The organism is Pseudomonas sp. 58 R 3 (assembly GCF_900006605.1).
Classification (GTDB): domain Bacteria; phylum Pseudomonadota; class Gammaproteobacteria; order Pseudomonadales; family Pseudomonadaceae; genus Aquipseudomonas; species Aquipseudomonas salomonii.
The window spans coordinates 1-21,826 of the sequence record NZ_CVTT01000083.1 but is presented as its reverse complement, the minus strand read 5'-3'; the positions used below and the strand labels follow the sequence as shown (position 1 = coordinate 21,826).

Genomic DNA, 21,826 nt, shown 5'->3' with positions numbered 1-21,826 from the left:
CACACAACAACAATAAGCCGGCAGGGCGGCCACGGTCGCCCTGCAGTCGAGGTACTTTTCTATGCTCGCTCAAGCCACTGTCTCGCAGCCCCCCGGTCTCCAGCCCGCGCTGCCGGAAGAACCCTACCTGCTGGAAATCGTCAACATCAGCAAAGGCTTTCCCGGCGTCGTGGCCCTGGCCGATGTGCAACTGCGCGTGCGCCCCGGTTCGGTACTGGCGCTGATGGGCGAGAACGGTGCGGGCAAGTCGACGTTGATGAAAATCATCGCCGGCATCTACCAGCCCGACGCCGGTGAAATCCGCCTGCGCGGCAAACCGATTGTGTTTGAAACACCGCTGGCGGCGCAGAAGGCCGGGATCGCGATGATCCACCAGGAGCTCAACCTGATGCCGCACATGAGCATCGCCGAGAACATCTGGATCGGCCGCGAGCAGCTTAACAGCCTGCACATGGTCAACCACCGCGAAATGCACCGCTGCACCGCCGAGTTACTGGCCCGTTTGCGCATCAACCTGGACCCGGAAGAACAGGTCGGCAACCTCAGCATCGCCGAGCGGCAGATGGTCGAAATTGCCAAGGCGGTGTCCTACGACTCCGACATCCTGATCATGGATGAACCGACTTCAGCCATTACCGAAAAGGAAGTGGCCCACCTGTTTTCGATCATTGCCGACCTCAAGTCTCAGGGCAAAGGCATCGTCTACATCACGCACAAAATGAACGAAGTGTTTGCCATCGCCGACGAAGTGGCGGTGTTCCGCGACGGCCAGTACATCGGCCTGCAGCGTGCCGACAGCATGAACAGCGATAGCCTGATTTCGATGATGGTCGGTCGCGAACTGAGCCAGTTGTTCCCGGTGCGCGAGACGCCCATCGGCGATTTGCTCTTGTCGGTGCGCGACTTGAGCCTGGACGGCGTGTTCAAGGACGTATCGTTCGACCTGCATGCCGGTGAAATTCTCGGCATCGCCGGGTTGATGGGCTCGGGGCGTACCAACGTGGCGGAGACCATTTTCGGCATCACGCCAAGTTCCAGCGGCCAGATCACCCTTGACGGCAAAGCGGTGCGCATCACCGACCCGCACATGGCCATCGAGAAAGGTTTTGCGCTGTTGACCGAGGACCGCAAGCTCAGTGGCCTGTTCCCGTGCCTGTCGGTGCTGGAGAACATGGAGATGGCCGTGTTGCCGCATTACTCGGGTAACGGTTTTATCCAGCAGAAAGCCCTGCGCGCGCTGTGCGAAGACATGTGCAAGAAGCTGCGGGTGAAAACCCCGTCCCTGGAGCAGTGCATCGACACCCTGTCCGGCGGCAACCAGCAAAAAGCCTTGTTGGCGCGCTGGCTGATGACCAACCCGCGCCTGCTGATCCTCGACGAGCCGACACGCGGCATCGACGTGGGCGCCAAGGCCGAGATCTATCGCTTGATTTCCTTCCTCGCCAGCGAAGGCATGGCGGTGATCATGATTTCCTCGGAGCTGCCGGAAGTGCTGGGCATGAGCGACCGGGTGATGGTGATGCACGAAGGCGAACTGATGGGCACCCTGGACCGCGCCGATGCGACCCAGGAAAAAGTCATGCAGCTGGCTTCCGGTATGACCGTAGTCCACTGACGAACCGCACAGAATAAGAAGGTGATTGGCTATGAACGCAATAACAGACAACAAGCCTGCCACGGCACCGGTCAAGCACCGTCGGCGTTTACCCACCGAGCTGAGTATCTTCCTGGTGTTGATCGGCATCGGCCTGGTGTTTGAACTGTTCGGCTGGATCGTGCGCGACCAGAGCTTCCTGATGAACTCCCAGCGTCTGGTGCTGATGATTCTGCAAGTGTCGATCATCGGCCTGCTGGCGATTGGCGTGACCCAGGTGATCATCACCACCGGTATCGACCTGTCGTCCGGCTCGGTGTTGGCGTTATCGGCGATGATCGCCGCCAGCCTGGCGCAAACCTCGGACTTTTCCCGGGCGGTGTTTCCCAGCCTGACCGACTTGCCGGTGTGGATTCCGGTGGCCATGGGCCTGGGTGTCGGGCTGCTGGCGGGGGCAATCAACGGCAGTATCATCGCAGTGACCGGCATTCCGCCGTTTATTGCGACCCTGGGCATGATGGTCTCGGCCCGTGGCCTGGCGCGCTACTACACCGAAGGCCAGCCGGTGAGCATGCTCTCGGATTCGTACACGGCCATCGGTCATGGTGCGATGCCGGTGATCATCTTTTTGGTGGTGGCGGTGATCTTCCATATCGCCCTGCGTTACACCAAGTACGGCAAGTACACCTACGCTATCGGCGGCAACATGCAGGCGGCGCGCACCTCGGGGATCAACGTCAAGCGTCACCTGATCATCGTCTACAGCATCGCCGGTCTGCTGGCGGGCCTGGCCGGTGTGGTGGCCTCGGCACGGGCTGCCACCGGCCAGGCCGGCATGGGCATGTCCTATGAGCTGGATGCGATTGCGGCGGCCGTGATCGGCGGCACCAGCCTGGCAGGCGGGGTAGGGCGCATCACCGGCACCGTGATCGGCGCGCTGATCCTCGGGGTGATGGCCAGCGGGTTTACCTTTGTGGGGGTGGATGCGTATATCCAGGACATCATCAAGGGCTTGATCATCGTGATTGCGGTGGTGATCGACCAGTACCGCAACAAGCGCAAGCTCAAGCGCTGAAGCGGATTTGCAGCTGGCAGAGAAGCAAAATGTGGGAGCGGGCTTGCTCGCGAAGGCGGTGTATCAGTGCCAGGTGTACTGCCTGACACTCAGCATTCGCGAGCAAGCCCGCTCCCACATTTGGATCTGTACGCATCAGTTCTAACCGTTTGTCTTCTATATAGCTCCACAGCACTGAATTTCTTGCTATAAACGCACTCCGATAACCGTTCGCCAAGCCCGTCCTGGTGCCTTTGGGGGTTAATTGGGAAAAATTGCCTGTCTTTTCAGTTGCTGAGCCCTCAAGTCGGCCTTAGACTGCCGCCCCTCGTAAATTGAGTGCCGGGTGGCGCTTGAAATGGACGGCGCCTTTCCGAGGCCTGCGAAGGTCTGCCGGAACGCTCCCTTATTCGCCTTAATGCACGTATTTTTTATAGAGAAATCAATGACAAAGGAAAAGTTGCTGGCCATGCCGGCGGATGACTACATGAATGCCGAACAGCACGCTTTTTTCGAGAAGTTGCTGCAAGACATGAAAGTGGAACACCACGAGCGCATTGAGCAGAACCGCATCGCCATCGAAAGCCTGGACACCCCGGCGGACCCGGCTGACGCTGCCTCTGTGGAAGAAGAGCGCACCTGGCTGGTAAACGCCATCGACCGCGACCAGCGCATGCTGCCGCAGCTTGAGCGTGCCCTGGAGCGCATCAAGGAAGATTCTTTTGGCTGGTGCGATGACAGCGGCGAGCCTATCGGCCTCAAGCGCCTGCTGATCAGCCCGACCACCAAATACTGCATCGAAGCGCAAGAGCGCCACGAGCAGATCGACAAGCACCAGCGCCAGGCCTGATCCGCTGAAGTCGGGCATCGCAGCTGTGATGCCCGAAGAAACACCCGTTACGCCCCTGTCTATTGATCTGCTGCAAGCCCCCCACGAAAGGCCCATGGATAATGGCTCTATAGTGGCGTTTAATGCAGCAACAATAACGACAAACAGTGGGGTGACGACGATGGCTGGAGACGGATCTCTGATGGGCGCAGCAGCGCCACCGCAATCGGTGGTGCGTGTGCTGCCCGGCTGGCTGACGCCGCTTATGCAGAGCACCGCGCTGGTGCTGGTTTTGCTGGGCCTCTCGTTTGCCGGTTTGCCGCTGTACCTTTGCCTGCCACTGGCTTTGCTGGTGATCTGGCTGCCTGCGCTCAAAGCCCGAGTGCCGGGTGTCGCGCCGCCCCTGGCGATTGATGCACTGGGTGAGCTGACTCGCGATCTTTCCTACACCACCAGTCATAACGCGCTTTCCGCTGCCGGCGTGGCCTATTCGGTCAAGCAACTGGCCGCGCGCGTGCAATCGCAATTAGGCGCCGCCAAGCAAATTGTCAGCAGCGCCGAAGTGATGATCGACACCGAGCAAGTCACCTCTGAACTCAGCCGGCAGGCCTTGGGCGCGGCCAGCCAGGCGCACCAGCGCAGCACGGAAGGGCGCGAAGTGTTGGCCCAATCGATCACCCGCATGCACCAACTGCGCCTGCGCGCCAATGCCAGCCGAGAGTTGATCGAAGCGCTGAGCCAGCGCAGTGAAGAGATCCAGCGTGTGACCCTGGTGATCCAGTCCATTGCCAGCCAGACTAACTTGCTCGCGCTGAACGCCGCCATTGAAGCGGCGCGCGCCGGTGAGCACGGGCGCGGCTTTGCCGTAGTGGCCGATGAAGTGCGTGGCCTGGCCGGGCGTACGGCCACGGCGACGGATGAGGTCGGCGTGATGGTCGCCGATATTCAACAACGCACCGCCCAGGTCGTGGAGCAGATTCGTCAACTGTCCGCCGACTTGCACATCGGCGTCGAGCAGGTGGAGCAGGCGGGTGAGCACCTGGAAAATATCGCCAGCCTGGCCGCTGGCGTAGAAGGGCAGGTCAACGAGATCGCCCAAGGCACCGACACCAACCGCGCGCAACTTGACAGCCTGTTTCACGCGGTCGAGCAGATGCGCAGCGATCTATCGGTGAGCGACCAGCAGACGCGGCAACTGGCCGAGGTCGCGGTGCAGATGGAAGGGCAGGCCGAAACCATCAGTGAACGCCTGGCTGAAGTCGGGCTGGATGACTATCACCAGCGCATCTACGACCTGGCCCGTGAAGGGGCGAGCCGTATTGGTGCGCAATTCGAGGCTGACATCCTGCAAAACCGCATCAGCCTGGAAGACCTGTTCGACCGCAGCTACACCCCCATCCCCAACACCCAACCGAGCAAATACCACACGCGCTTTGATGGCTATACCGACCAAGTGCTGCCGGCGATCCAGGAGGCATTGCTGCCGCGTCATGAGGGGCTGGTGTTCGCGATTGCCTGCACACCGCAGGGCTATGTGCCCACGCATAACAAGGCGTTCTCCCACGCCCTGACCGGCGATGCACAGGTTGACGCCGTGCAGAACCGTACCAAACGCAAGTTTGACGACCGTACCGGCATTCGTTGCGGCAGCCATCAGCAAGCGGTGCTGTTGCAGACCTATACCCGCGACACCGGGGAACTGATGCACGATTTGTCGGTGCCGATCATGGTCAAGGGGCGGCATTGGGGTGGCTTGCGCCTGGGCTATAAACCGGAAGGGGCCAAGGCTGGGCATTAGGATTGTTACTGTTTATGCAATGGAGCTATTCCGGGGATAGCTTTTTCCAACGGGAATAAAACCGTAGCATGGCCAACATTGTTAGGTAGCTAACTAATGTTGCGGAGAAGCTCCATGCAAAACAAGGTCGATGTCGCCGTAATGATCGGCAGCGGTGTTCCCGAAACCCTGCGTGCGCTGGGCCAGAAAGCCTGCTGGGTGGTGTTGCTCAACGGCGAGCAACGCGGCACGGCATTCGCCAGCCGCAGTGAAGCCGAGGAGTGCAGGGCTGCCTGGCAGGCGCTGATGCACCTGGAACAGTCAGACAGCCTGCATTGAGGCGTGTTATTGGGGCTGGTGCAGGCGCTGGTTCAGCTCATCCACCGCAATTGCCCATTCGGCGTCGTCGCGCAGTTCTTCCTTGAGAAACGCCGCTTGTTGTGGCGACCAGAAGGGGGCGTCGATCAGCTTCACGTCTTCAGGCAGCGGATGCGCGACGATAAACGCGTCGATGGCTTCGGGTGTCGAGTCCAGGCCGAGTTGTTCAAACAGGGTTTCAAGCGTTGGGATTGGCGCGTCCATGGTGGGATCTCCATGCAAGGTGAGGGATGTTGTGCATGTGAGGCCTTGGACGCGACAGAGTTCAGGATTTACACAGGTCAGGAATTGAGTGCACCTGAATCCACGGCGGACTTCAGCGCCTTGGCGGCATCTTTGCCGGCAATGGCCGCAGCGTCGGCGGTTTTGAACCAACGATCTTTTTCGACCTGATGCGTGGTGACCGCGGTCAACGGTGGTTTGGCTCGCATAATGATCACCGCTTGAAACTCACCGTCTACTTCCCGCGCATCGCCATGGATGAAAAATTCGCCAATATCAAATTCCGTCACGTGTTGCCTTCCCTTCAAGTTAACTGCATCAAGGTCACTGCACTGATGAATTGCGACCCGCAAGGGACACATTTCAATGGGCGGGTCAGTATGGCAGTAGTTGAAGGGCGGCGGCGCAGTAAAGTCACGCGGGTGACTAAACCATCGCGCCGTGAATTGCATTCAGGCTGGCTTCGAGCTGTTTGGCCAATTCACAGGCCTTCGAGTGCGTGCTGCGAAAGCCTTTGATCCTGCCGCTGGTCACTTCCAGGATATGAAAGAAATTGCGCCCGGCCGGTACTACTTGGTAAAGAACGCAATTGGAGTACCCGTTGGGGTTATGTAAGCAGTAGTATTGGCGCTCGTCGGGACATGATGAACGAGTGCGGGACGACATAACGGCGTGTTGACGTGGTTGCATGCTCAGCTCCTGTCGATCGATCTTGTGGACTTGCCAGCAGCGTTTCGAGTGGTTTTGAACCGGGTTGCTGTTTTAGTATTGTCGTTGGCAGCCGATGCCTGGTTCCATTCCGGGTGTTATGTAATGTGTAGGCTGTCGGAAATCGCGTTTTTAACCGGGTTATTCTCTGAAGTGGGTCGGTCCGAGTTCTCGGGCGGCTGAACCTGTGATTTGCTGTGTCGCCTGATGACCTTGCATAAGGTCCATCGTGCATCTCTGTACTAGTCTTATGGCGTGGCGGCAGGTTTTCTTCAGCTTTTTACGAATGTGTGATCGAGCCGTAACGGCCGTTTTTTTGTGCTGCCCGCTCCGGCGGTCAGTGCCTTTTTTGATGTGGGGGCGTTTCCTTGGCAGTCAGTAATCTGGATATGCACGCGTTATTCGTGCTGGGTGATTTGCGCGCAAAGTTGGTCAAGCAGTTTCAATCCCGTTTCGTTTACATCACTGAACAGACGCCGGAAGGCATTTACATCGCCGAGATCGATACCGAATCGGCGCTGGTCGTGGATGACAAGCCGCGCCTGGAACTCAAGGTCGGTGACCATTTTCGTGCCGCCGTGTTGCCTAGCCGTGAAGGCGGCAAGTTCGAATTGAAGTTTCGCGACATCAAGTTGACGGTGTATGGCTTGGGCGATTACGCCTTTGTTTCGTCGACCGAAGGCCAGGGCATCGTGTTCAAGGAAGGCCACAGCGTGATGCTGGTGTTCGCCGCCAATGAACAGTTGCAGGAAGGCTTGACCAAAACCCTCAAGGCCGTGACCGGCAAGGCCGCCAAATGGCGCAAGGGTGAACTGGTGACGTTCAAGGCCAGTGAGTAACTGCTAAACACTCTGTGTATTTTTGCTCCTCCGGAACCTCTACTACAGTTGAGTTGACTTAACTATTCAGAGGCTTCGCGCATCCGCAGCAAAGCCGCCCGCTATGGCTGTGAAAATGCGAGGTGCAAAGGCATGAAAGGATTGAGAACCCGGGTGGTTGCGGCTGCGGCTGCGGCGCTGACGACCATGAGTCTGTCGTTGCCGGTATCGGCTGCGCAAACGCCGGTGCACTTTGCCGACCTGAACTGGGAAAGCGGCAGCCTGATCACCGAGGTGCTGCGCTTTATCGTCGAAAAGGGCTATGACCTGCCCACCGATACGTTGCCCGGTACCACCATCACCCTGGAAACCGCGCTGGCGAAAAATGACATCCAGGTGATCGGCGAAGAATGGGCCGGCCGCAGCCCGGTGTGGATCAAGGCCGAAGCCGAAGGCAAAGTCATCGGCCTGGGCGATACGGTCAAGGGCGCCACCGAAGGTTGGTGGGTGCCGGAATACGTGGTCAAGGGCGACCCGGCCAAAGGCCTCAAGCCGCTGGCGCCGGACCTCAAGACCGTGCAGGACCTGGCGCGTTACAAGGACGTGTTCAAAGACCCGGAGTCGCCCGGCAAAGGGCGCTTTCTCAACAGCCCGATCGGCTGGACCTCGGAAGTGGTCAATGCGCAGAAGCTCAAGGCTTATGGCTTGAACGACAGCTATGTGAACTTCCGCAGCGGCTCGGGTGCGGCGCTGGATGCGGAGATTGCGTCGTCGATTCGCCGGGGCAAGCCGGTGCTGTTCTACTACTGGTCGCCAACACCCTTGATGGGCCGCTACAAGTTGATCCAGCTGGAAGAACCGCCATTTGACGCCGATGCCTGGAAGACCCTGACCGATGCAGACAACCCCAACCCACGGCCGACCCGCTCGTTGGCGTCCAAGCTGAGCATCGGTGTGTCGACACCGTTCCAGCAGGCGCAGCCGCAGATTGCCGAGTTCTTTACCAAGGTGCAGTTCCCGATCGAACCGTTGAATAAAGCCCTGGCGGCGATGAGTGAAAATCACACGGCACCGCGTGAGGTGGCGCAGGTGTTCCTCAAGGAACATCCTGAAGTGTGGAAAGCGTGGTTGACGCCGGAGGTGGCGCAGAAGGTTGAGGCGAGCCTGAAGTAACCGCAGCTCTTTCTATCGTATAAAGATCCAAATGTGGGAGCGGGCTTGCTCGCGAATGCGGTGTGTCTGTCACTGGATAGATTGACTGAACCACCGCATTCGCGAGCAAGCCCGCTCCCACATTTTTTATTGCATTGCAGGTTTAGAATCGGGTTTGTACGGCCAACTCAAACGTCCTCGGCGAGCCCAAATAGTAAGCCGGCGACACATGCGCAAACTCGGCATACACCTCATTGGTCAGGTTACGCACCCGCCCGGTCACCGAGGTATGTGAATCCACCTTGTAACGCAGGAACGTGCCGAACAGCGTATAGGCCGGCACCGTCTGGGTGTTGGCATTATCGGCATACACCTGGGCCACATACCGCGCATCCACACCGCCTTGCCAATCCTCGGCAAAATCATACGTCAGCCACAGGTTACCCACACGATTGGGCACGTTGGTGGGCGTATTGCCCTTGCGCGACACCACCGCGCCGCTGGCGATTTTCTCGTTGAAGTCATCGTACTCGGCGTCCACCCAGGCAACGTTGCCTTCGGCCAGCAGCCGTGGCGTGATGCGTAACGAGCTGGCCAGCTCGATGCCCTTGGAGGTCTGTGCACCCACCGGGATGCTGTTGTTCGGGTCCAGCGGGTCGGTGACGGCAAAGTCCTTGCGCTCGATCCTGTAGGCGGCGACGGTGGCCGAACCGCGACCGTCGAGGTAGTCGAACTTGCTGCCGACTTCCCACTGTTTGCCGGTCGACACGTCGAACACTTGCGTTGTAGTGGAGGGCTGCTCCGCTGCGGTGCTGTATTGCACGTACACATTGGCCGATGGGATGAACTGATACGTCAGGCCCACGCGGCCGGTCACCGGTTCCCAGCTGCGCTTGAAGTGCCGTGGGTTGGTGGCGGTGATCACGCGATGGTTGGTCACGTCCAGGTCGATGGCGTCGTAACGCAGGCCCGTCAGCAGCGAGAGCTTGTCGGTGAGCCCAAGACGGTTCTCCACAAACAAGGCTTTGGTGGTGACCTCGTTGGTCTTGTCTTTGACAAAACCTGGCTTGGTGCCCGGAATGTCATAGAAGTGCCCGGGGTTGTAGCTGTTCGGGTCCACTGTGCTGTTGCCGGGTACATTCAAAGGGTTGTTGGTGGTGCTGTTGACCTTGTATTCGAAACCACCGGACCAGGTGGTCGACAGGCCGAACACGCTGGCGTCATGGCGCAGCTCGAACTGGTTGCCATGCTGCTCGCCCTGATGGCGCACCTGGTAGGCGGTCGAACGGTTTACCGCACTGTTGTCGGCGTTGTACTGGTAAGTTTCCAGGTTGCGGTAGTCGCGCTGGCTGTCCAGGTGATACAGGGTGTTTTTCAGTGTGGTGCTGTCGTTGATCCGGTAGTCGATGATCGAGCGCACCCAGAGCGTGCGTTGCTCGTAACGACCGTCGGCGACGTTGTAGTTGTTGAAGCGGTTGTGCTTGTCGATTTTCAACTCACCCGCCTTGGGGTTGAGCACCGGCGTGCCCCAATACGGGCTGTCTTCATGTTCATCCTGGTATTCCAGGGCCAGGGTGTGGGACAGGTTGGGGGTGAGGTCGCTGAGCAAGGAAAACGCCAGGCTCCAGGCATCGCGCTGGTCGCGGTCAATGTAGCTGTGGTTGGTATTGCGGCTCACATCCAGGCGGGCGTAGTGCTGCACCTCGGCGCCCGGTTCGGTCAGGGCGTGGTTGAGGCCAAAGGCCATGCCGGCAGTGTCGTAGCTGCCATAGCTGAGCTGGCCTTCGGCGGCTTGTTCCTCACGGGTGGCCAGCTTGGTCACGTAGTTGAGCGAGCCGCCCACGGAGCCGGCGCCGTTGATCAGGGAGGACGGACCCCCGACCAGCTCCACTCGGTCATAGATCCACGCATCCACCGGTCGCGCCAGGCCGGTGGCGACGTTGATACCGTTGAACATCTGGGTGATCTGGCTGCTGGTAAAACCACGATAGGACACAAACCCGCCAAACCCCGGCGGCGCACTGGCGTTGACGCCGGGCAAGGTGTTGGCCGCATCGCGGAAGGTCTTGGCGCCATGGCGCTCAATGTCGTTGCGGTTGGCAATGGCCACCGACGCCGGGGTTTCGCGCAGGCTTAAACCCAGGCGTGAGGCCGTGCCGCTGGATTGGTCCAGGGCCAGGCCCGGTTCGCCGGTTTGTTCGCCATCAATGGTGGTGGGGGCCAGCTCAAGCGCCCAGGCACAGACCGGCAGGCAGCCGAACAGGCCCGCCAACAAGGGTAAATGTTTCATGGTTGAATCCTGAAAATCTTGGCTTGAAAACAACGCACAGCCGCACGTATTCCCGTTGGGAACGTTGGCCAGTGCAGATCAGAAAGCGCAGGAATCAGGCGAAAGCGGGAGGCGCGCGCGGGTTGGCCGTGGGCCAGGTGAAGCGGGCAGGAATATCAGCGGCAAGCACCACCGCCGGCGGTGGCGCGTGGGGTTGCGGCAACACCGCTATATTGAGGCTGGAACTGAGTGCCGGGCCCATGCCGCCGGTCGAGCACAGTGGGCAGCCGAACGCTTTGGACAGCGTCGGCAGGTTCTCGTCGGTGGAGGTGTTCTGCGCAGGCGCCTGGGTGCGCGGGTCGACCGTACAGAACTGGCCGCCGATGCCGTTGAGCTGCATGCCCAGCATCTGCCCATGACCCATGCTGCACGCGAACACATTGAACAGGACGCAGCAATACAGCATCCAGGCAATGAGTGAGCGGTCGGCACGGGCGATTTTCATGGGGCGGCACTTTACCATCAGCCGCCGACGAAATGCCTACAAAAAATCTCAGGCCGACTATCCTCATTCGCACATTTAAGGGAGCGCCTGCCATGAGCTTTTTCGTCGCACGCTGGATCGTCGCGATTTTTACCTGCATCAGCATGGTGCATCTGTACTGGGCCGCCGGCGGCAAGCTCGGCAGCCTGGCCGCCATCCCCGAATTGCCCGGCGAGTTTGCCCAGGGGCCGCGGCCGGCGTTCAAACCATCGGCGTTGGGCACGTTTCTGGTGGCGATGGGCTTGGTGGCGATTGCCTTGCTGGTGTGCCTGCGGGCCGGGTTGTATTTTTCGCCGGTGTCCCACGGCGCTCTGCAATGGGGCATCAGTGCGATTGCCTTGGTAATGTTCGCGAGGGCGATTGGCGATTCGGAACTGGTGGGCTTTTTCAAGAAGGTGAGCGGCTCGCGATTTGCCCGTCTGGACACCTACTTCTACTCACCCCTGTGCCTGGTATTGGGTGCGGGTTTGTTGATCGTGGCGTGGAATTGATAACAAAACACACAAAAACCACATACTCAACAAAACCCACTTGACACGCCACCAGGCGTGGGCGTTTATTGACGTACCCACCGGACTCATGTGCAGACGGCCCAGGATACTCAATGAACACCGACCTCTTGATGCCCACTGTGATCGCCGCTGCCGAGGCCATTCGTTCGGGCACGCTGTCTGCGGTACACCTGGTCGAGCAAAGCCTGCACGCAATCGAAATCCACAATCCCACACTCAATGCGTTTGGCGACGTATACGCCGACGCGGCATTGGCGCAAGCACAGGCGCTGACCGAAGAGGCCAGGGCAGGGCAGTTGCGTGGCCCGTTGCACGGCGTGCCTTTTGGGATAAAGGACCTGTTTTCCACCGCCGGCCTGCGCACCACCCGAGGCTCGTTGACGGGGCTTGAGCACGTGCCCAGCCAGGATGCGCCGATCATTCGCCGCCTCAAGGACGCCGGCGCAATTATCCTCGGCAAAACCGCCACCACCGAATTCGGCTGGACCGGCGCCAGCACGTCGCGCGTGTTCGGCAACGGCCGCAATCCCTGGAACCCACACCTCACCAGCGGCGGCTCCAGCTCCGGCTCGGCGATTGCCGTGGCCGCACGTATGGTGCCAGGCACGCTGGGCTCCGATGGCGGTGGGTCGGTGCGCATTCCGGCCGCGTTCTGCGGAGCGTTCGCGATGAAGGGCTCCTTGGGCCGCATTCCGACCTGGCCATGGTCGGCCACCGAAATGCTCAGCCATGCCGGGCCGATCACGCGCACGGTGCGCGACAGCGCCTTATTATTCGACATTCTTTCCGGGCCAGACCCGCTGGATCACCAGGCTTTGCCGGCCTTGACCGAATCCTGCCTGGCACGCTGCGACCAGCCACTGGGGCCGCTGCGGGTGGCGTATTGCCCGACATTGTTCAACACCCCGGTCGACCCGGTCATCGCCGCTAGCGTCGAGGCCGCCGTGTACAACCTGGCGGAACGTTTGCCGGTCACCGTGACCACCCTGGAAGTGGACTGGCAGGACCCTCTCGCCACGTTCGAAACCCTATGGGTCGGCGGGCGCGGTATTGCCTACGGCAAAGCCCTGGCCGATCGCCTCGACCAACTGGACCCAGGCTTTGCCGCGTTGATCCAGCGCGCGGGCGAGTACGACCTCGGTGCCTACCTCAAGGCCGTGCAGCAGCGGGCGCAGTTCGCCAACCAGGTGCACGCGCTGTTTAACGATTACGACGTGTTGCTACTGCCGACGCTGCCAACCCTGCCGTTCGCCGCCGACCAGGTGGCGCCCGACGGCTGGCCGGGCGCAGACGGCGCGGTGCCCTGGGCACGTTGGACGCCTTTTACCTACCCGTTCAATATCACCGGCAACCCCGCCGCGAGCTTGCCTTGCGGCTTCAGCCCGAGCGGCTTGCCGATTGGTCTGCAAGTGGTCGGCCCGCGCTTTGCCGACGCCCAGGTGTTGCAGTTCTGCGCTGCAGTGGAGGCCATTGCGCCTTGGGATCAGCACCTGCCTCCTTTGTTGTCCTGACCTGATTACCCGTGGAGCCGGCTCGTTAGAAGCCTGCCCTGGACAGATCCTTTTGTAGTGTTTCTGCCCTTTCACACCGTTATGAGTGAGAGGTACCCGTGACCCGATCAACCGCCGTCAATCGTGCTTTTCTCCCTGCCGGAGCGGTGCATGCCGCGTACCGTGGTGGGCGCAAAGCGCGCGATACTGGCGGCTCGAATTTGCCTTGGAATGCTCCCTTTATGCTCAATCAGCCACGTCTCGACGAAATCATGCTCATGCTCACCCAACATCAGCGCGTCAAGGCGTCGGACCTGGCGCAAGCGCTGTTTGTCAGCGAAGAAACCATTCGGCGCGACTTCAAATACCTGGAGGAGGCCGGCAAGTTGCGTCGCATCCATGGCGGCGCGATCCTGCCCAGGCTGAACGAAGAACAACCGCTGCAAGTGCGCACCCGCATCAAGGCCCAGGCCAAGACGCGCATGGCTGTCTGTGCTGCCAAACTGGTCAGCGAGGGCATGGTGCTGTTTCTCGATACCGGCACCTCGACCTTGGCCCTGGCCCAGCAATTGATCGGTTTCAGCCAACTGCGCATCATCACCAACTCGCTGGACATCGCGCAGTTGATCACCCAGCAAAGCAGTAACCAGGTGCTGGTGGTGCCCGGCGATGTGCGCCGTAATGACAACGCGCTGATCGGCGCCCACACCCTGGAATTCGTCCGCCAGTTCCACTACGACATCGCCTTCATGGGCATCGGCGCCGTGGACCTGCAGTTGGGCTTCATGGACTACCAGGAGCCCGAGGCGCTGCTGCGCCGCACCCTGACCCAGCACTGCCTGCGCAGCGTCATCCTCGCGGACGACGCCAAGTTCGGCCATCGCACGTTCATCAACACTCTGCCGTTCAGCGCCATCACCACTTTGGTCACCAATCGCCCTCCGTCCGCGGAGTTTGCGACCTGCCTGGAGCACGCCCATGTCGACATCCTTTACCCCTGAGTGGCTGTCTCCCAGTGAGGCGGACATCGAGGCGTTCGAGACGCTGTTTCGCGACAGCTCGGCCATCGGCGCGACACCGGCAGGTGGCTTGCACCGCCTGGCCGCGTCGGCCGAAGACGGCGCAGTGCGTGACCTGTTCAGTGCGTGGCTGCGCGAACGCGGTTTCGAAGTGCGGGTAGACGCCATCGGCAATCTGTTCGGGCTGATCACCTTCAACCCGGACGCTCCCTATGTGCTGTGCGGCTCACACTTGGACAGCCAGCCCAGCGCAGGGCGTTTCGACGGTATCTATGGGGTGTTGGCCGGCGCAGTGGCCGTCGCCAGCCTGGCGCGCCAACTGCACGCGCGCGGCGAAACCCCGGCGTGCAACCTGGCGGTGGTCAACTGGACCAACGAAGAAGGCGCGCGCTTTCAACCCAGCCTGATCGGCAGCAGTGTGTTTACCGGCGACCTGGCGCTGCACGACGCCTGGGAATGCCGCGACGGCGACGGCATTCGCCTCAAGGATGCGCTGCAAGCGATCGGTTATCTGGGCGACGGCCTGGTTGAATTGAAGGTGGCCGGTTACGTGGAAATCCACGTTGAACAAAGCGATGGCCTCGAAAGCCAAGGCCTGGACATCGGCGTAGTGCGTGAAACCTGGGCGGCGCTCAAACAGCGTATCCGTTTCGACGGCGAACAGAACCACACCGGCCCAACCCCGATGGCCGCCCGCAAGGATGCCTTGCTCGCGGCGGCCCATGCGATAACCACCGTGCGCGCCGAAGCGGACGTGCACGGGCTGCAGTTTCACAGCTCGGTAGGGCGCCTGGAAATTTACCCCAACTCGCCCAACGTAGTGCCGTCGCGCGTCACCCTGCATGTGGAATACCGCTCGCCGGACACGGCATTGCTGGCGGTTGCCGGTTATCGGCTGGATGCCAGCCTCAAGGCCGTCGCCGCCTCGACCGCAACCACTTACGAAGTCGAAAGCCGAGCCTTGCGTGCGCCGATCACGTTGCACCCTGGTTTTGCCGAATTGGCCTACGGTGTCGGTCAACAGCTGGGGCTGGCCGTCGGCAACAGTGTTACGGTCTCCGGCCACGACGCCATCAGCCTCGGCCGGCATTACCCGGCGTGCCTGTTGTTCATTCCGAGCAGCAACGGCGTGTCCCATAACGAGGCGGAGTTCACCCACGACCGCGACATGCGCACCGGCCTGCAGATGCTGACGGCGCTGCTGCATTGCGCCTGTACTTCCCCCAACGCTTACCGGTGAGGGACGCCATGTCCAACCGTACTGATGCACTGTCGCGCCTGATGGGCGCCCTGGAGTCCGCCGGCCTGTCCGCCCATGTCGAGGTCATGGACGGCACGGCCGGTATCGCCTCGCCGATACGCCTGGCCACCGAGTGGACCGGCTTTCATCTCACGGCGCCCTGGGGCCGGTGCTACGCCAAAGTGCTGCACGACGACATGCGCGCGCTGATCGACATCGAGCGCACCGGCCGCGCCACCCAACTGGCGGCTGACTGTGACGTAACCCCCGGCGTGCGCCTGGTGGACGTAGCCGCGGGTGTGTTGCTGCTGGATGCCTTGCCGGCCCACGAATGGCGTTGGGCACGGCTCGATGAGTTGCTGCAACCCCAGCGCCTGCAAGCGCTGTGGGCCTTGAAGCGGCAGTTGCACGTCGGCACTTCACCGGGCTTCAACCGCTCGCCGCTGCAGGATATCCAGCGCCTGCGTGAGCTGTGCAGCCGTGATGGCGTGGGCTTGCCCGCTGATCATGGGTGGATTGAAACCTGCATCGATCTGGCCTGGACCGCGCTGCAATTGAACCCCGGCACCTGCGTGCCCTTGCACGGCGATGGGCTGGCGAGCAATGTGATGATCGGCCCCGGCGGCGCGCTGCAATTGATCGACTTCGACTACGCGGGCTGCTTTGACCCCTGGTACGACGTGGCCCTCAGCCTCAACGAGTTGTATGCCTTCGAAAGCCAGTGGCGTGACGGCATCAAGGCGTGGGCCGGTGAGTGTCGCGAGTGCGATTACGCCCGCTGCCGCCTCTACGCGCTGATCAATGATTGGTACTGGTCGCTGTGGGGCTTGTGGGTCGGCGCGACTTCGACGCGGCCTTTGGAGTTTTCCAAGGTGGGGCAGTGGACCTTGCTGCGTTGCCGGCAAAGCTTGCAAGACCCGCGGTTTGAAAGTTGGTTACGGCAGGTACAGGAGGGGCAGGCATGAAAGCAATGGGTGAGGCCTGTACGCCTCAGGAATGCCAATTGGAGGCCGCCGTGCGCGGCGTGCGCGATTGGGGCGGTTCGGGCATTCGTTACGAGCCGGTCAGCGGCGGGATCTCCAACAGCAACTGGCGGGTCGAGGTCAGCGGGCTCGACACCGCCTACTTCTTCAAAGTACCCGGTGCCGGCACCGAGATGTTTATCGACCGGCGCACCGCCCATGACGCCAGCGTCAAGGCCGCGCAAACCGGCTATGGCGCGCCGGTGTTCGCCTTCCTCGAAGAGTTCGGCGTTGAGGTCTTCGAGTTCATGGAAGGCTGGCGAGCCTCTTCGAATCAGGACTTTCTCGACCGCGATGTGCGCCATAACGCCTTGCATGCGCTGAAGGCGTTCAACGACCAGTCGCCGCTGTGCCAGACCAAAACCGTGTTCGACATGATTGCCGAGCATCAGCGCCAGGTCGAAGAACTGCACGGCTGCACGCCCAGTGATGACGCCTGGCTGCGCCGTCAGTGCGACCGCGCGCGTGGCGCGTTGCAAGCGTCGGGCATCGACCTGGCGCCGTGCATGAACGACACGCTGGCGGGCAATTTCATGCTCAATGACCGACGCCAGATTCGCCTGGTGGACTTTGAATACGCTTCCAACAACGACCGTCATTACGAACTGGCGCTGTGGTTTGGCGAGATGTTCTTCACCGACGAGATGGAACTGGCGCTGATCGAAGACTATTTCGGCCAGGTCACCCCGCAACGCCTGGCGCGGATCAAATTGCACAAGGCCCTGGCCGACATCAAATGGTCGACCTGGGCGATGGTCCAGCACGCGGTGTCGCAGCTGGATTTCGACTTCTACAAATACGGTGCCTGGAAGCACATGCGCGCCCGTAGCGTGATCAATGATTCGCAATGGGAAACCTGGCTAAGACAGGCCTGAGCCTGCGCCAGCACAATAACGACGCGTCACCCTGTAGCTCTTTTGGCGCTGGTTTGCGCTGACGTTTCACTGCTTGATTTTTTGATTGATCACACAACAAACCGATCCAGAAATTCAAGGAGCACCCTTCATCATGAAACCTGCAAGCGCGTCACCCGCACGCCTGAGAAACCAGATCTTTGGCGGCTACTTTTTCCTGTTGTTGATGCTGGCGTTATTCCCGCCGTTTTACTTGAGCGTGAGTGGCAGCCGCGCCTTGGTGGTAGGCATCCCGCTGCCGATCTTCTATTGGATCGCCATTGCCGTACTCGCCGCCCTTGGGGTGTGGGGGTTGTATCTGGCCGAACTCAAGGCCGGTGACATTCCTGACGAGGAGGGCGTGTGATGATCAGCACCAGCAGCGATGCCCACTTGTTGATTACCTTCGGTGTGATTTGCCTGTTCCTGGCCGGGATGATCGCCGTGCTCTATGCCACCAACCGCGAAAGCACCAGTTTTTCCGATTACGCCGTTGGCGGGCGCTCCTATGGGCCGTGGTATATCGCCATGTGCTACACCAACTCCTGGTGGCCGGGCTCGACCTTCACCGCGTTTTTTGCGCTGAGCGTCGGCGGCGCCCTGGGTTTCTACGGCATGGTCTATGCGACCCTGGGCGTGACCGCGATGTACCTGATGGCCAGCCGCGCCTGGACCTGGGGCAAACGCTTCAACCTGCGCACCCAGCCGGACCTGCTGGGCATGCGCTTCGGCAGCCCGGCGGTCAAACGGGTCGCCTCGATTATCGGCATCATCTCGGTGTTTCCCTGGGTGGTGATGGGCATCCAGGCCCTGGCGATGCTGTTCCAGTTCGCCAGCTTTGGCCGCTGGGGCGTCACCACCTGCCTGTTCGCAGGCGTGGCGGTGGTACTGATCCGCCAATACTGGACCGTGAGCATGGGCATGCGCGGGTTGATCATGACCGACATGTTCCAGGGCCTGATCGCCTACGTGGTGTGCGCCGGGGTCTGCGTGTTCCTGCTGTTCGGCGATCAGGCCGCGTTTTCCAACCTCGCGCAATTACCGGAAAAAATGCTGCAAATCCCCGGCGCCACCGGCAGCGGTTATGGCCCGATGTACATGTTCAGCCTGATCTTCACCGGCGTGATCGGCTCGATGTGCTGGCCGATGAGCTTCCAGCGCATCTACACCGCCAGCGGCGTGCGCGCGGTGAAAAAGGGCACGCTGTACACCATGCTGCTGGTAGGCGGCTTCTACGGCATCCTCATGCTGTTCGCCGCCGCCATCAGCCAGGACCCCAACGTGCTGGCCCACCCGCAACAAGGCTGGTTCCTCTCGCTGTTCGACATTGGCGGGCCCTGGCTGCTGGCGCTGGCCATTGTCATCGTACTGGCCGCCAGCATCGGCCACGTCGACGGCTGCGTGCAGGTCTGCGGCACCCAGTTCGCCAACGACCTGGCCACCTGGAACACCCCACGCACCGACCGCCAACTCACCGTACTGGCCAAGGCCGGCATGGTGGTGTTTATCGTCGCCGCCTCGGTGCTGGCCTACCTGACCTTCGATTATTCGCGCCTGCAATTACTCGCGCAGATCTCCTACCAGGGCATCATTCAACTGGCCGTGCCGCTGTTCTTCGGCATCTTCAGCCGCCGTGGCAACAAGCAAGGAGCGATTGCCGGCATGTTGGCGGGGATTGTAGTGGCGATTGTGCTGACCACACTGTACCCGGATGACATCCCCGCGCTGGGGTCGTTGACCAGCGGGATTGTGGGGCTGGTGGTGAATGCCGCGATTTTTCTGGTGTGTGCGCTGGTGATCAAGCCGAGCGCGGTGGAGCAAGCGCGGGTGGAGGGGTTGTTTGAGATGGCGGCGAGTGGGCGTGGGGTGCAGGTGGAGGGTGCGCCGGTTATGAGTTGAGAATGGATAGGGGCTGCGGTGAGTGGCCCCGTTCTTTCCTATGACGGGTTTTCATACAGTCACTTGCGCAAAAAGTATAAGTCAGACGCAGAGTCATTGATTTTTATGGCCTTTCCTTCTTTCAAATACTCATCGAACTCACGCTCGAGCCTGTTTTGGTTGGTGTATTTCTTATATTTTTGCGGTACTTCGCAGGCGTATGTATATAACCGCCAGGGATCGAAGCCGTCTACCCGATCATTCGGACCGTAATCAAAGTCGACACATATCTCGGACAGGTAAACTCTACAGCCAATGCCATGCAGCTCGTAAGTCACATCATTGGTGACGTTCCCTCTTTGCGGGATCTTCTTGGATCGCCAAAGGCTTAGCAGATTTTTAGTTCCGAATGAGCGTTCGAGCAAATCTGTTGCTTTTTTTACCTGTATTAAATATTCGGTGATCAAATTTTCCAGGGTCTGGGTTTTCATCGTCTGGGTTTCTCCAATCGATCAAGTCCAACTGCATTTGAGGCATCTATCACATCTTTAGCGCTGCTAAACGAGCTTTCGTGACTATTTATGTTTTCGATCAGCCTAATGGTTACCGGTGTATGGGTTTGTCTTGCGGCTGAAGCTCGATGGTGACCATCAACAATATACCTCCGCTCGTTATGTTCAACTACGTCAATGGGCTTTTTTACGTCATAGCCGTTACTTCGCATACTACGGGCGATATCTTCAACTCGTTTGGTTGAGCGTTTTCCTTCAATGCTGTGTGTGCGATTTAACGTAGTCGCGTTAACTCCATGAATAAGCGGAGTCGACGGAAGCCCTTCATCCACTGCGGCTACGTGGATTGGGTCGTCTGCACTGATCTGTGGTTTGCAACCGTCCTCACCAGGGCAAGTACTTAGGCCCAGCGGATCGACCCACCCCGTTGGATTGGGCACATACCGGTACGCATTAATCCCACCCGCCAGCTTCACCGGATCCGGCGTCAGGTAGCGACCAATATCCGGATTGTAGTAGCGATGGCGGTTGTAGTGCAGCCCGCTTTCCGCATCGAAATATTGGCCCTGAAAGCGCAGCGGGTTGTCGATTTTTCTGACGTCTAGGCGGGAAATTTCGCCGTAGGCGCGGTAGTGCGCGGACCAGACGATTTCGCCTTTGGGGTTTGTGAGTTCCTGTGGCGTGCCGAGGTGGTCGAGTTGGTAGTGGAAGGGCTTGGTGTCTTCTGGGCCAAAACCTTCCAGTAGTGCTAGCGGCCGAAAACTGTCTGGCTCGTATAGATAGCTGCGATGCCGATCCGCGTGGTGTTCAGCTACCAGCTTGTCGCCTTGCCAGAAAAACTCCGTGGTTATGTCGTTAACGGTTTTGCTGATCCGCCGCCCAAACGGGTCGTAGCGGTAGCTGGCGGTTTGCCCGTTTGGTTGAGTAATACCCACCAACCGATGCTGGCAGTCGTAGCGGTATTCCGTAACGAGCTGATGACCCTTGCCACGCCGCTGTCGGATCAAATTGCCGAAGGCGTCGTAGTCGTAATGATGATCGCCTTGGATCATCAACCGATTCCCCGCCACGATGTCCGGGCCGGGGCGGTCTTGCATGAGCAGGTTGCCGGCCGGGTCGTGGCCGAAGCGTTCCTGTACGTCTTGCGAGTGGTCGGCGCGGGTCAGGCGGGCGAGGGGGTCGTAGTGGTAGTGGTGTTCGCCTTTGCGGGTGTCGAGCAGGCGGGTGAGGTTGCCAGCGTTGTCGTAGTCGTATTGGCGTTGGTAGAGGGTGTGTTGCTGTTGGCTGACGGCGTGGGCGTGCAGGCGGTTCTGGTCGTCGTAGTGGTAGTGGCTCAGGAGCTGGCCTTGTTGGCGTTGGTGCTCGCGGCCGGTTTTGAACAGGTGGGAGGTGAGGGTTTCGCCGTTCAGTTCGACGGTGGAAAGGTGGCCGCCTTTGTTGTGGTTGAAGGTAACGCGGTTGTTGTCCGGCAGGCGCAGGTTTTTAAGTTGGCCGCAGGCATCGTAGGCATAGCGCAATGTGCCCCAGCCTTGGTGTTCGGCAGTGAGGCGGTTTTGTGGGTCGTATTCGTAGGCGAGCGCCCAGTGGCCGTCGTCGACGCTGAGGAGATTGCCTTGGCCGTCGTAGGCATAGTCGACAACATTGCCGTCTGGCAGTGTTTTTCTTACGAGGCGCCCGGCGTGGTCTCGCTCGTAGCGGGTAACGAGCTGGCTGCCGTCGTCGCCGTGTTCGGTTTTCTCCGCCAGGTTGCCGTTGAGGTCATACACATAGGCCGTGCGCTGGCCGTCAAAACCGATTTCCTGCCGGATCAGGCCACTGGGATGGTAATCGAGCCGGTAGGTTTCGCCTGCCTCGTTTTCGATGGAGGTCAGCAGCAGGCGCGCATTGTCGTAGCGATACTTAACGTGGCTGCCGT

At 60.2% G+C, this 21,826-nt stretch carries 22 protein-coding genes; 15 read left to right on the top strand and 7 right to left on the bottom strand.

Features of this window, described 5'->3' with window-relative positions; translation table 11 throughout:
• Positions 1-61: 61 nt before the first annotated feature.
• The 5 genes from BFP92_RS26455 (at position 62) to BFP92_RS26435 (ending at position 5,593) form a co-directional block, all read left to right on the top strand.
• The gene (locus BFP92_RS26455) at positions 62-1,615 is read left to right on the top strand and encodes a sugar ABC transporter ATP-binding protein (RefSeq protein ID WP_065931774.1); all 1,554 of its coding nucleotides are present in this window, start codon (positions 62-64) and stop codon (positions 1,613-1,615) included.
• Between the two features lie 31 nt (positions 1,616-1,646).
• A complete protein-coding gene (locus tag BFP92_RS26450) occupies positions 1,647-2,669 on the top strand; it encodes an ABC transporter permease (RefSeq protein WP_026013640.1) in 1,023 nt (340 codons plus the stop codon).
• Positions 2,670-3,093: 424 nt separating this feature from the next.
• The gene (locus BFP92_RS26445) at positions 3,094-3,498 is read left to right on the top strand and encodes a TraR/DksA family transcriptional regulator (RefSeq protein WP_003191666.1); all 405 of its coding nucleotides are present in this window, start codon (positions 3,094-3,096) and stop codon (positions 3,496-3,498) included.
• 181 nt (positions 3,499-3,679) lie between these two features.
• The gene (locus BFP92_RS26440) at positions 3,680-5,275 is read left to right on the top strand and encodes a methyl-accepting chemotaxis protein (RefSeq protein ID WP_065931773.1); all 1,596 of its coding nucleotides are present in this window, start codon (positions 3,680-3,682) and stop codon (positions 5,273-5,275) included.
• 114 nt (positions 5,276-5,389) lie between these two features.
• Positions 5,390-5,593 (top strand): hypothetical protein, encoded by a 204-nt coding sequence (locus BFP92_RS26435; RefSeq protein WP_017136429.1) that lies wholly within the window; start codon positions 5,390-5,392, stop codon positions 5,591-5,593.
• Positions 5,594-5,599: 6 nt separating this feature from the next.
• Here the strand turns inward: BFP92_RS26435 and BFP92_RS26430 are convergent, their stop codons facing one another.
• The 3 genes from BFP92_RS26430 to BFP92_RS26420 form a co-directional block, all read right to left on the bottom strand.
• Positions 5,600-5,836, bottom strand: a complete 237-nt coding sequence (locus BFP92_RS26430) for a DUF2789 domain-containing protein (protein WP_065931772.1) — start codon at positions 5,834-5,836, stop codon at positions 5,600-5,602.
• 77 nt (positions 5,837-5,913) lie between these two features.
• Entirely contained in the window at positions 5,914-6,144 is a 231-nt protein-coding gene (locus tag BFP92_RS26425; RefSeq protein ID WP_065931771.1) for a hypothetical protein, read from the bottom strand.
• Positions 6,145-6,280: 136 nt separating this feature from the next.
• A complete protein-coding gene (locus BFP92_RS26420; protein ID WP_065931770.1) occupies positions 6,281-6,544 on the bottom strand; it encodes a hypothetical protein in 264 nt (87 codons plus the stop codon).
• A 407-nt stretch (positions 6,545-6,951) separates the two neighbouring features.
• On the opposite strand from BFP92_RS26420, the gene BFP92_RS26415 reads away from it, so the two are divergent.
• Complete coding sequence (locus BFP92_RS26415; protein WP_050547738.1) at positions 6,952-7,401, top strand: hypothetical protein; 450 nt, start codon at positions 6,952-6,954, stop codon at positions 7,399-7,401.
• A 132-nt stretch (positions 7,402-7,533) separates the two neighbouring features.
• Complete coding sequence (locus BFP92_RS26410; RefSeq protein ID WP_065931769.1) at positions 7,534-8,553, top strand: ABC transporter substrate-binding protein; 1,020 nt, start codon at positions 7,534-7,536, stop codon at positions 8,551-8,553.
• A 142-nt stretch (positions 8,554-8,695) separates the two neighbouring features.
• On the opposite strand, the gene BFP92_RS26405 is transcribed toward BFP92_RS26410, so the two are convergent.
• Together BFP92_RS26405 and BFP92_RS26400 are read right to left on the bottom strand one after the other, a co-directional pair.
• The gene (locus tag BFP92_RS26405; RefSeq protein WP_065931768.1) at positions 8,696-10,822 is read right to left on the bottom strand and encodes a TonB-dependent receptor; all 2,127 of its coding nucleotides are present in this window, start codon (positions 10,820-10,822) and stop codon (positions 8,696-8,698) included.
• Between the two features lie 94 nt (positions 10,823-10,916).
• Positions 10,917-11,306 (bottom strand): DUF2946 domain-containing protein, encoded by a 390-nt coding sequence (locus BFP92_RS26400; RefSeq protein WP_065931767.1) that lies wholly within the window; start codon positions 11,304-11,306, stop codon positions 10,917-10,919.
• Positions 11,307-11,398: 92 nt separating this feature from the next.
• On the opposite strand from BFP92_RS26400, the gene BFP92_RS26395 reads away from it, so the two are divergent.
• The 8 genes from BFP92_RS26395 to BFP92_RS26360 all read left to right on the top strand — a co-directional run bounded on the left by BFP92_RS26395 (position 11,399) and on the right by BFP92_RS26360 (position 19,420).
• Positions 11,399-11,836 (top strand): DUF3995 domain-containing protein, encoded by a 438-nt coding sequence (locus BFP92_RS26395; protein WP_017134614.1) that lies wholly within the window; start codon positions 11,399-11,401, stop codon positions 11,834-11,836.
• 131 nt (positions 11,837-11,967) lie between these two features.
• Positions 11,968-13,368, top strand: a complete 1,401-nt coding sequence (locus BFP92_RS26390) for an amidase (protein ID WP_065931804.1) — start codon at positions 11,968-11,970, stop codon at positions 13,366-13,368.
• A gap of 221 nt (positions 13,369-13,589) precedes the next feature.
• A complete protein-coding gene (locus BFP92_RS26385) occupies positions 13,590-14,348 on the top strand; it encodes a DeoR/GlpR family DNA-binding transcription regulator (RefSeq protein ID WP_017134612.1) in 759 nt (252 codons plus the stop codon).
• A complete protein-coding gene (locus BFP92_RS26380) occupies positions 14,326-15,606 on the top strand; it encodes a Zn-dependent hydrolase (protein WP_065931766.1) in 1,281 nt (426 codons plus the stop codon). Before BFP92_RS26385 ends, BFP92_RS26380 begins: the two co-directional genes overlap by 23 nt.
• Positions 15,607-15,614: 8 nt before the next feature.
• The gene (locus BFP92_RS26375; RefSeq protein ID WP_065931765.1) at positions 15,615-16,571 is read left to right on the top strand and encodes an aminoglycoside phosphotransferase family protein; all 957 of its coding nucleotides are present in this window, start codon (positions 15,615-15,617) and stop codon (positions 16,569-16,571) included.
• Positions 16,568-17,503: a choline kinase family protein gene (locus BFP92_RS26370; protein ID WP_065931764.1), complete on the top strand. Its 936-nt coding sequence runs from the start codon at positions 16,568-16,570 to the stop codon at positions 17,501-17,503. Before BFP92_RS26375 ends, BFP92_RS26370 begins: the two co-directional genes overlap by 4 nt.
• A 133-nt stretch (positions 17,504-17,636) precedes the next feature.
• Positions 17,637-17,888, top strand: a complete 252-nt coding sequence (locus BFP92_RS26365) for a hypothetical protein (RefSeq protein ID WP_065931763.1) — start codon at positions 17,637-17,639, stop codon at positions 17,886-17,888.
• Positions 17,888-19,420 carry a sodium:solute symporter family protein gene (locus BFP92_RS26360; protein WP_065931762.1) on the top strand — a complete coding sequence of 511 codons (1,533 nt, stop codon included), beginning with the start codon at positions 17,888-17,890 and terminating at the stop codon, positions 19,418-19,420. Before BFP92_RS26365 ends, BFP92_RS26360 begins: the two co-directional genes overlap by 1 nt.
• A 59-nt stretch (positions 19,421-19,479) precedes the next feature.
• Here the strand turns inward: BFP92_RS26360 and BFP92_RS26355 are convergent, their stop codons facing one another.
• Positions 19,480-19,890 carry a DUF6896 domain-containing protein gene (locus BFP92_RS26355; RefSeq protein ID WP_065931761.1) on the bottom strand — a complete coding sequence of 137 codons (411 nt, stop codon included), beginning with the start codon at positions 19,888-19,890 and terminating at the stop codon, positions 19,480-19,482.
• Positions 19,887-21,826: RHS repeat-associated core domain-containing protein (locus BFP92_RS26350; protein ID WP_170875874.1), on the bottom strand; the 1,940-nt coding region annotated here is incomplete at its 5' end. The genes BFP92_RS26355 and BFP92_RS26350, both read right to left, overlap by 4 nt.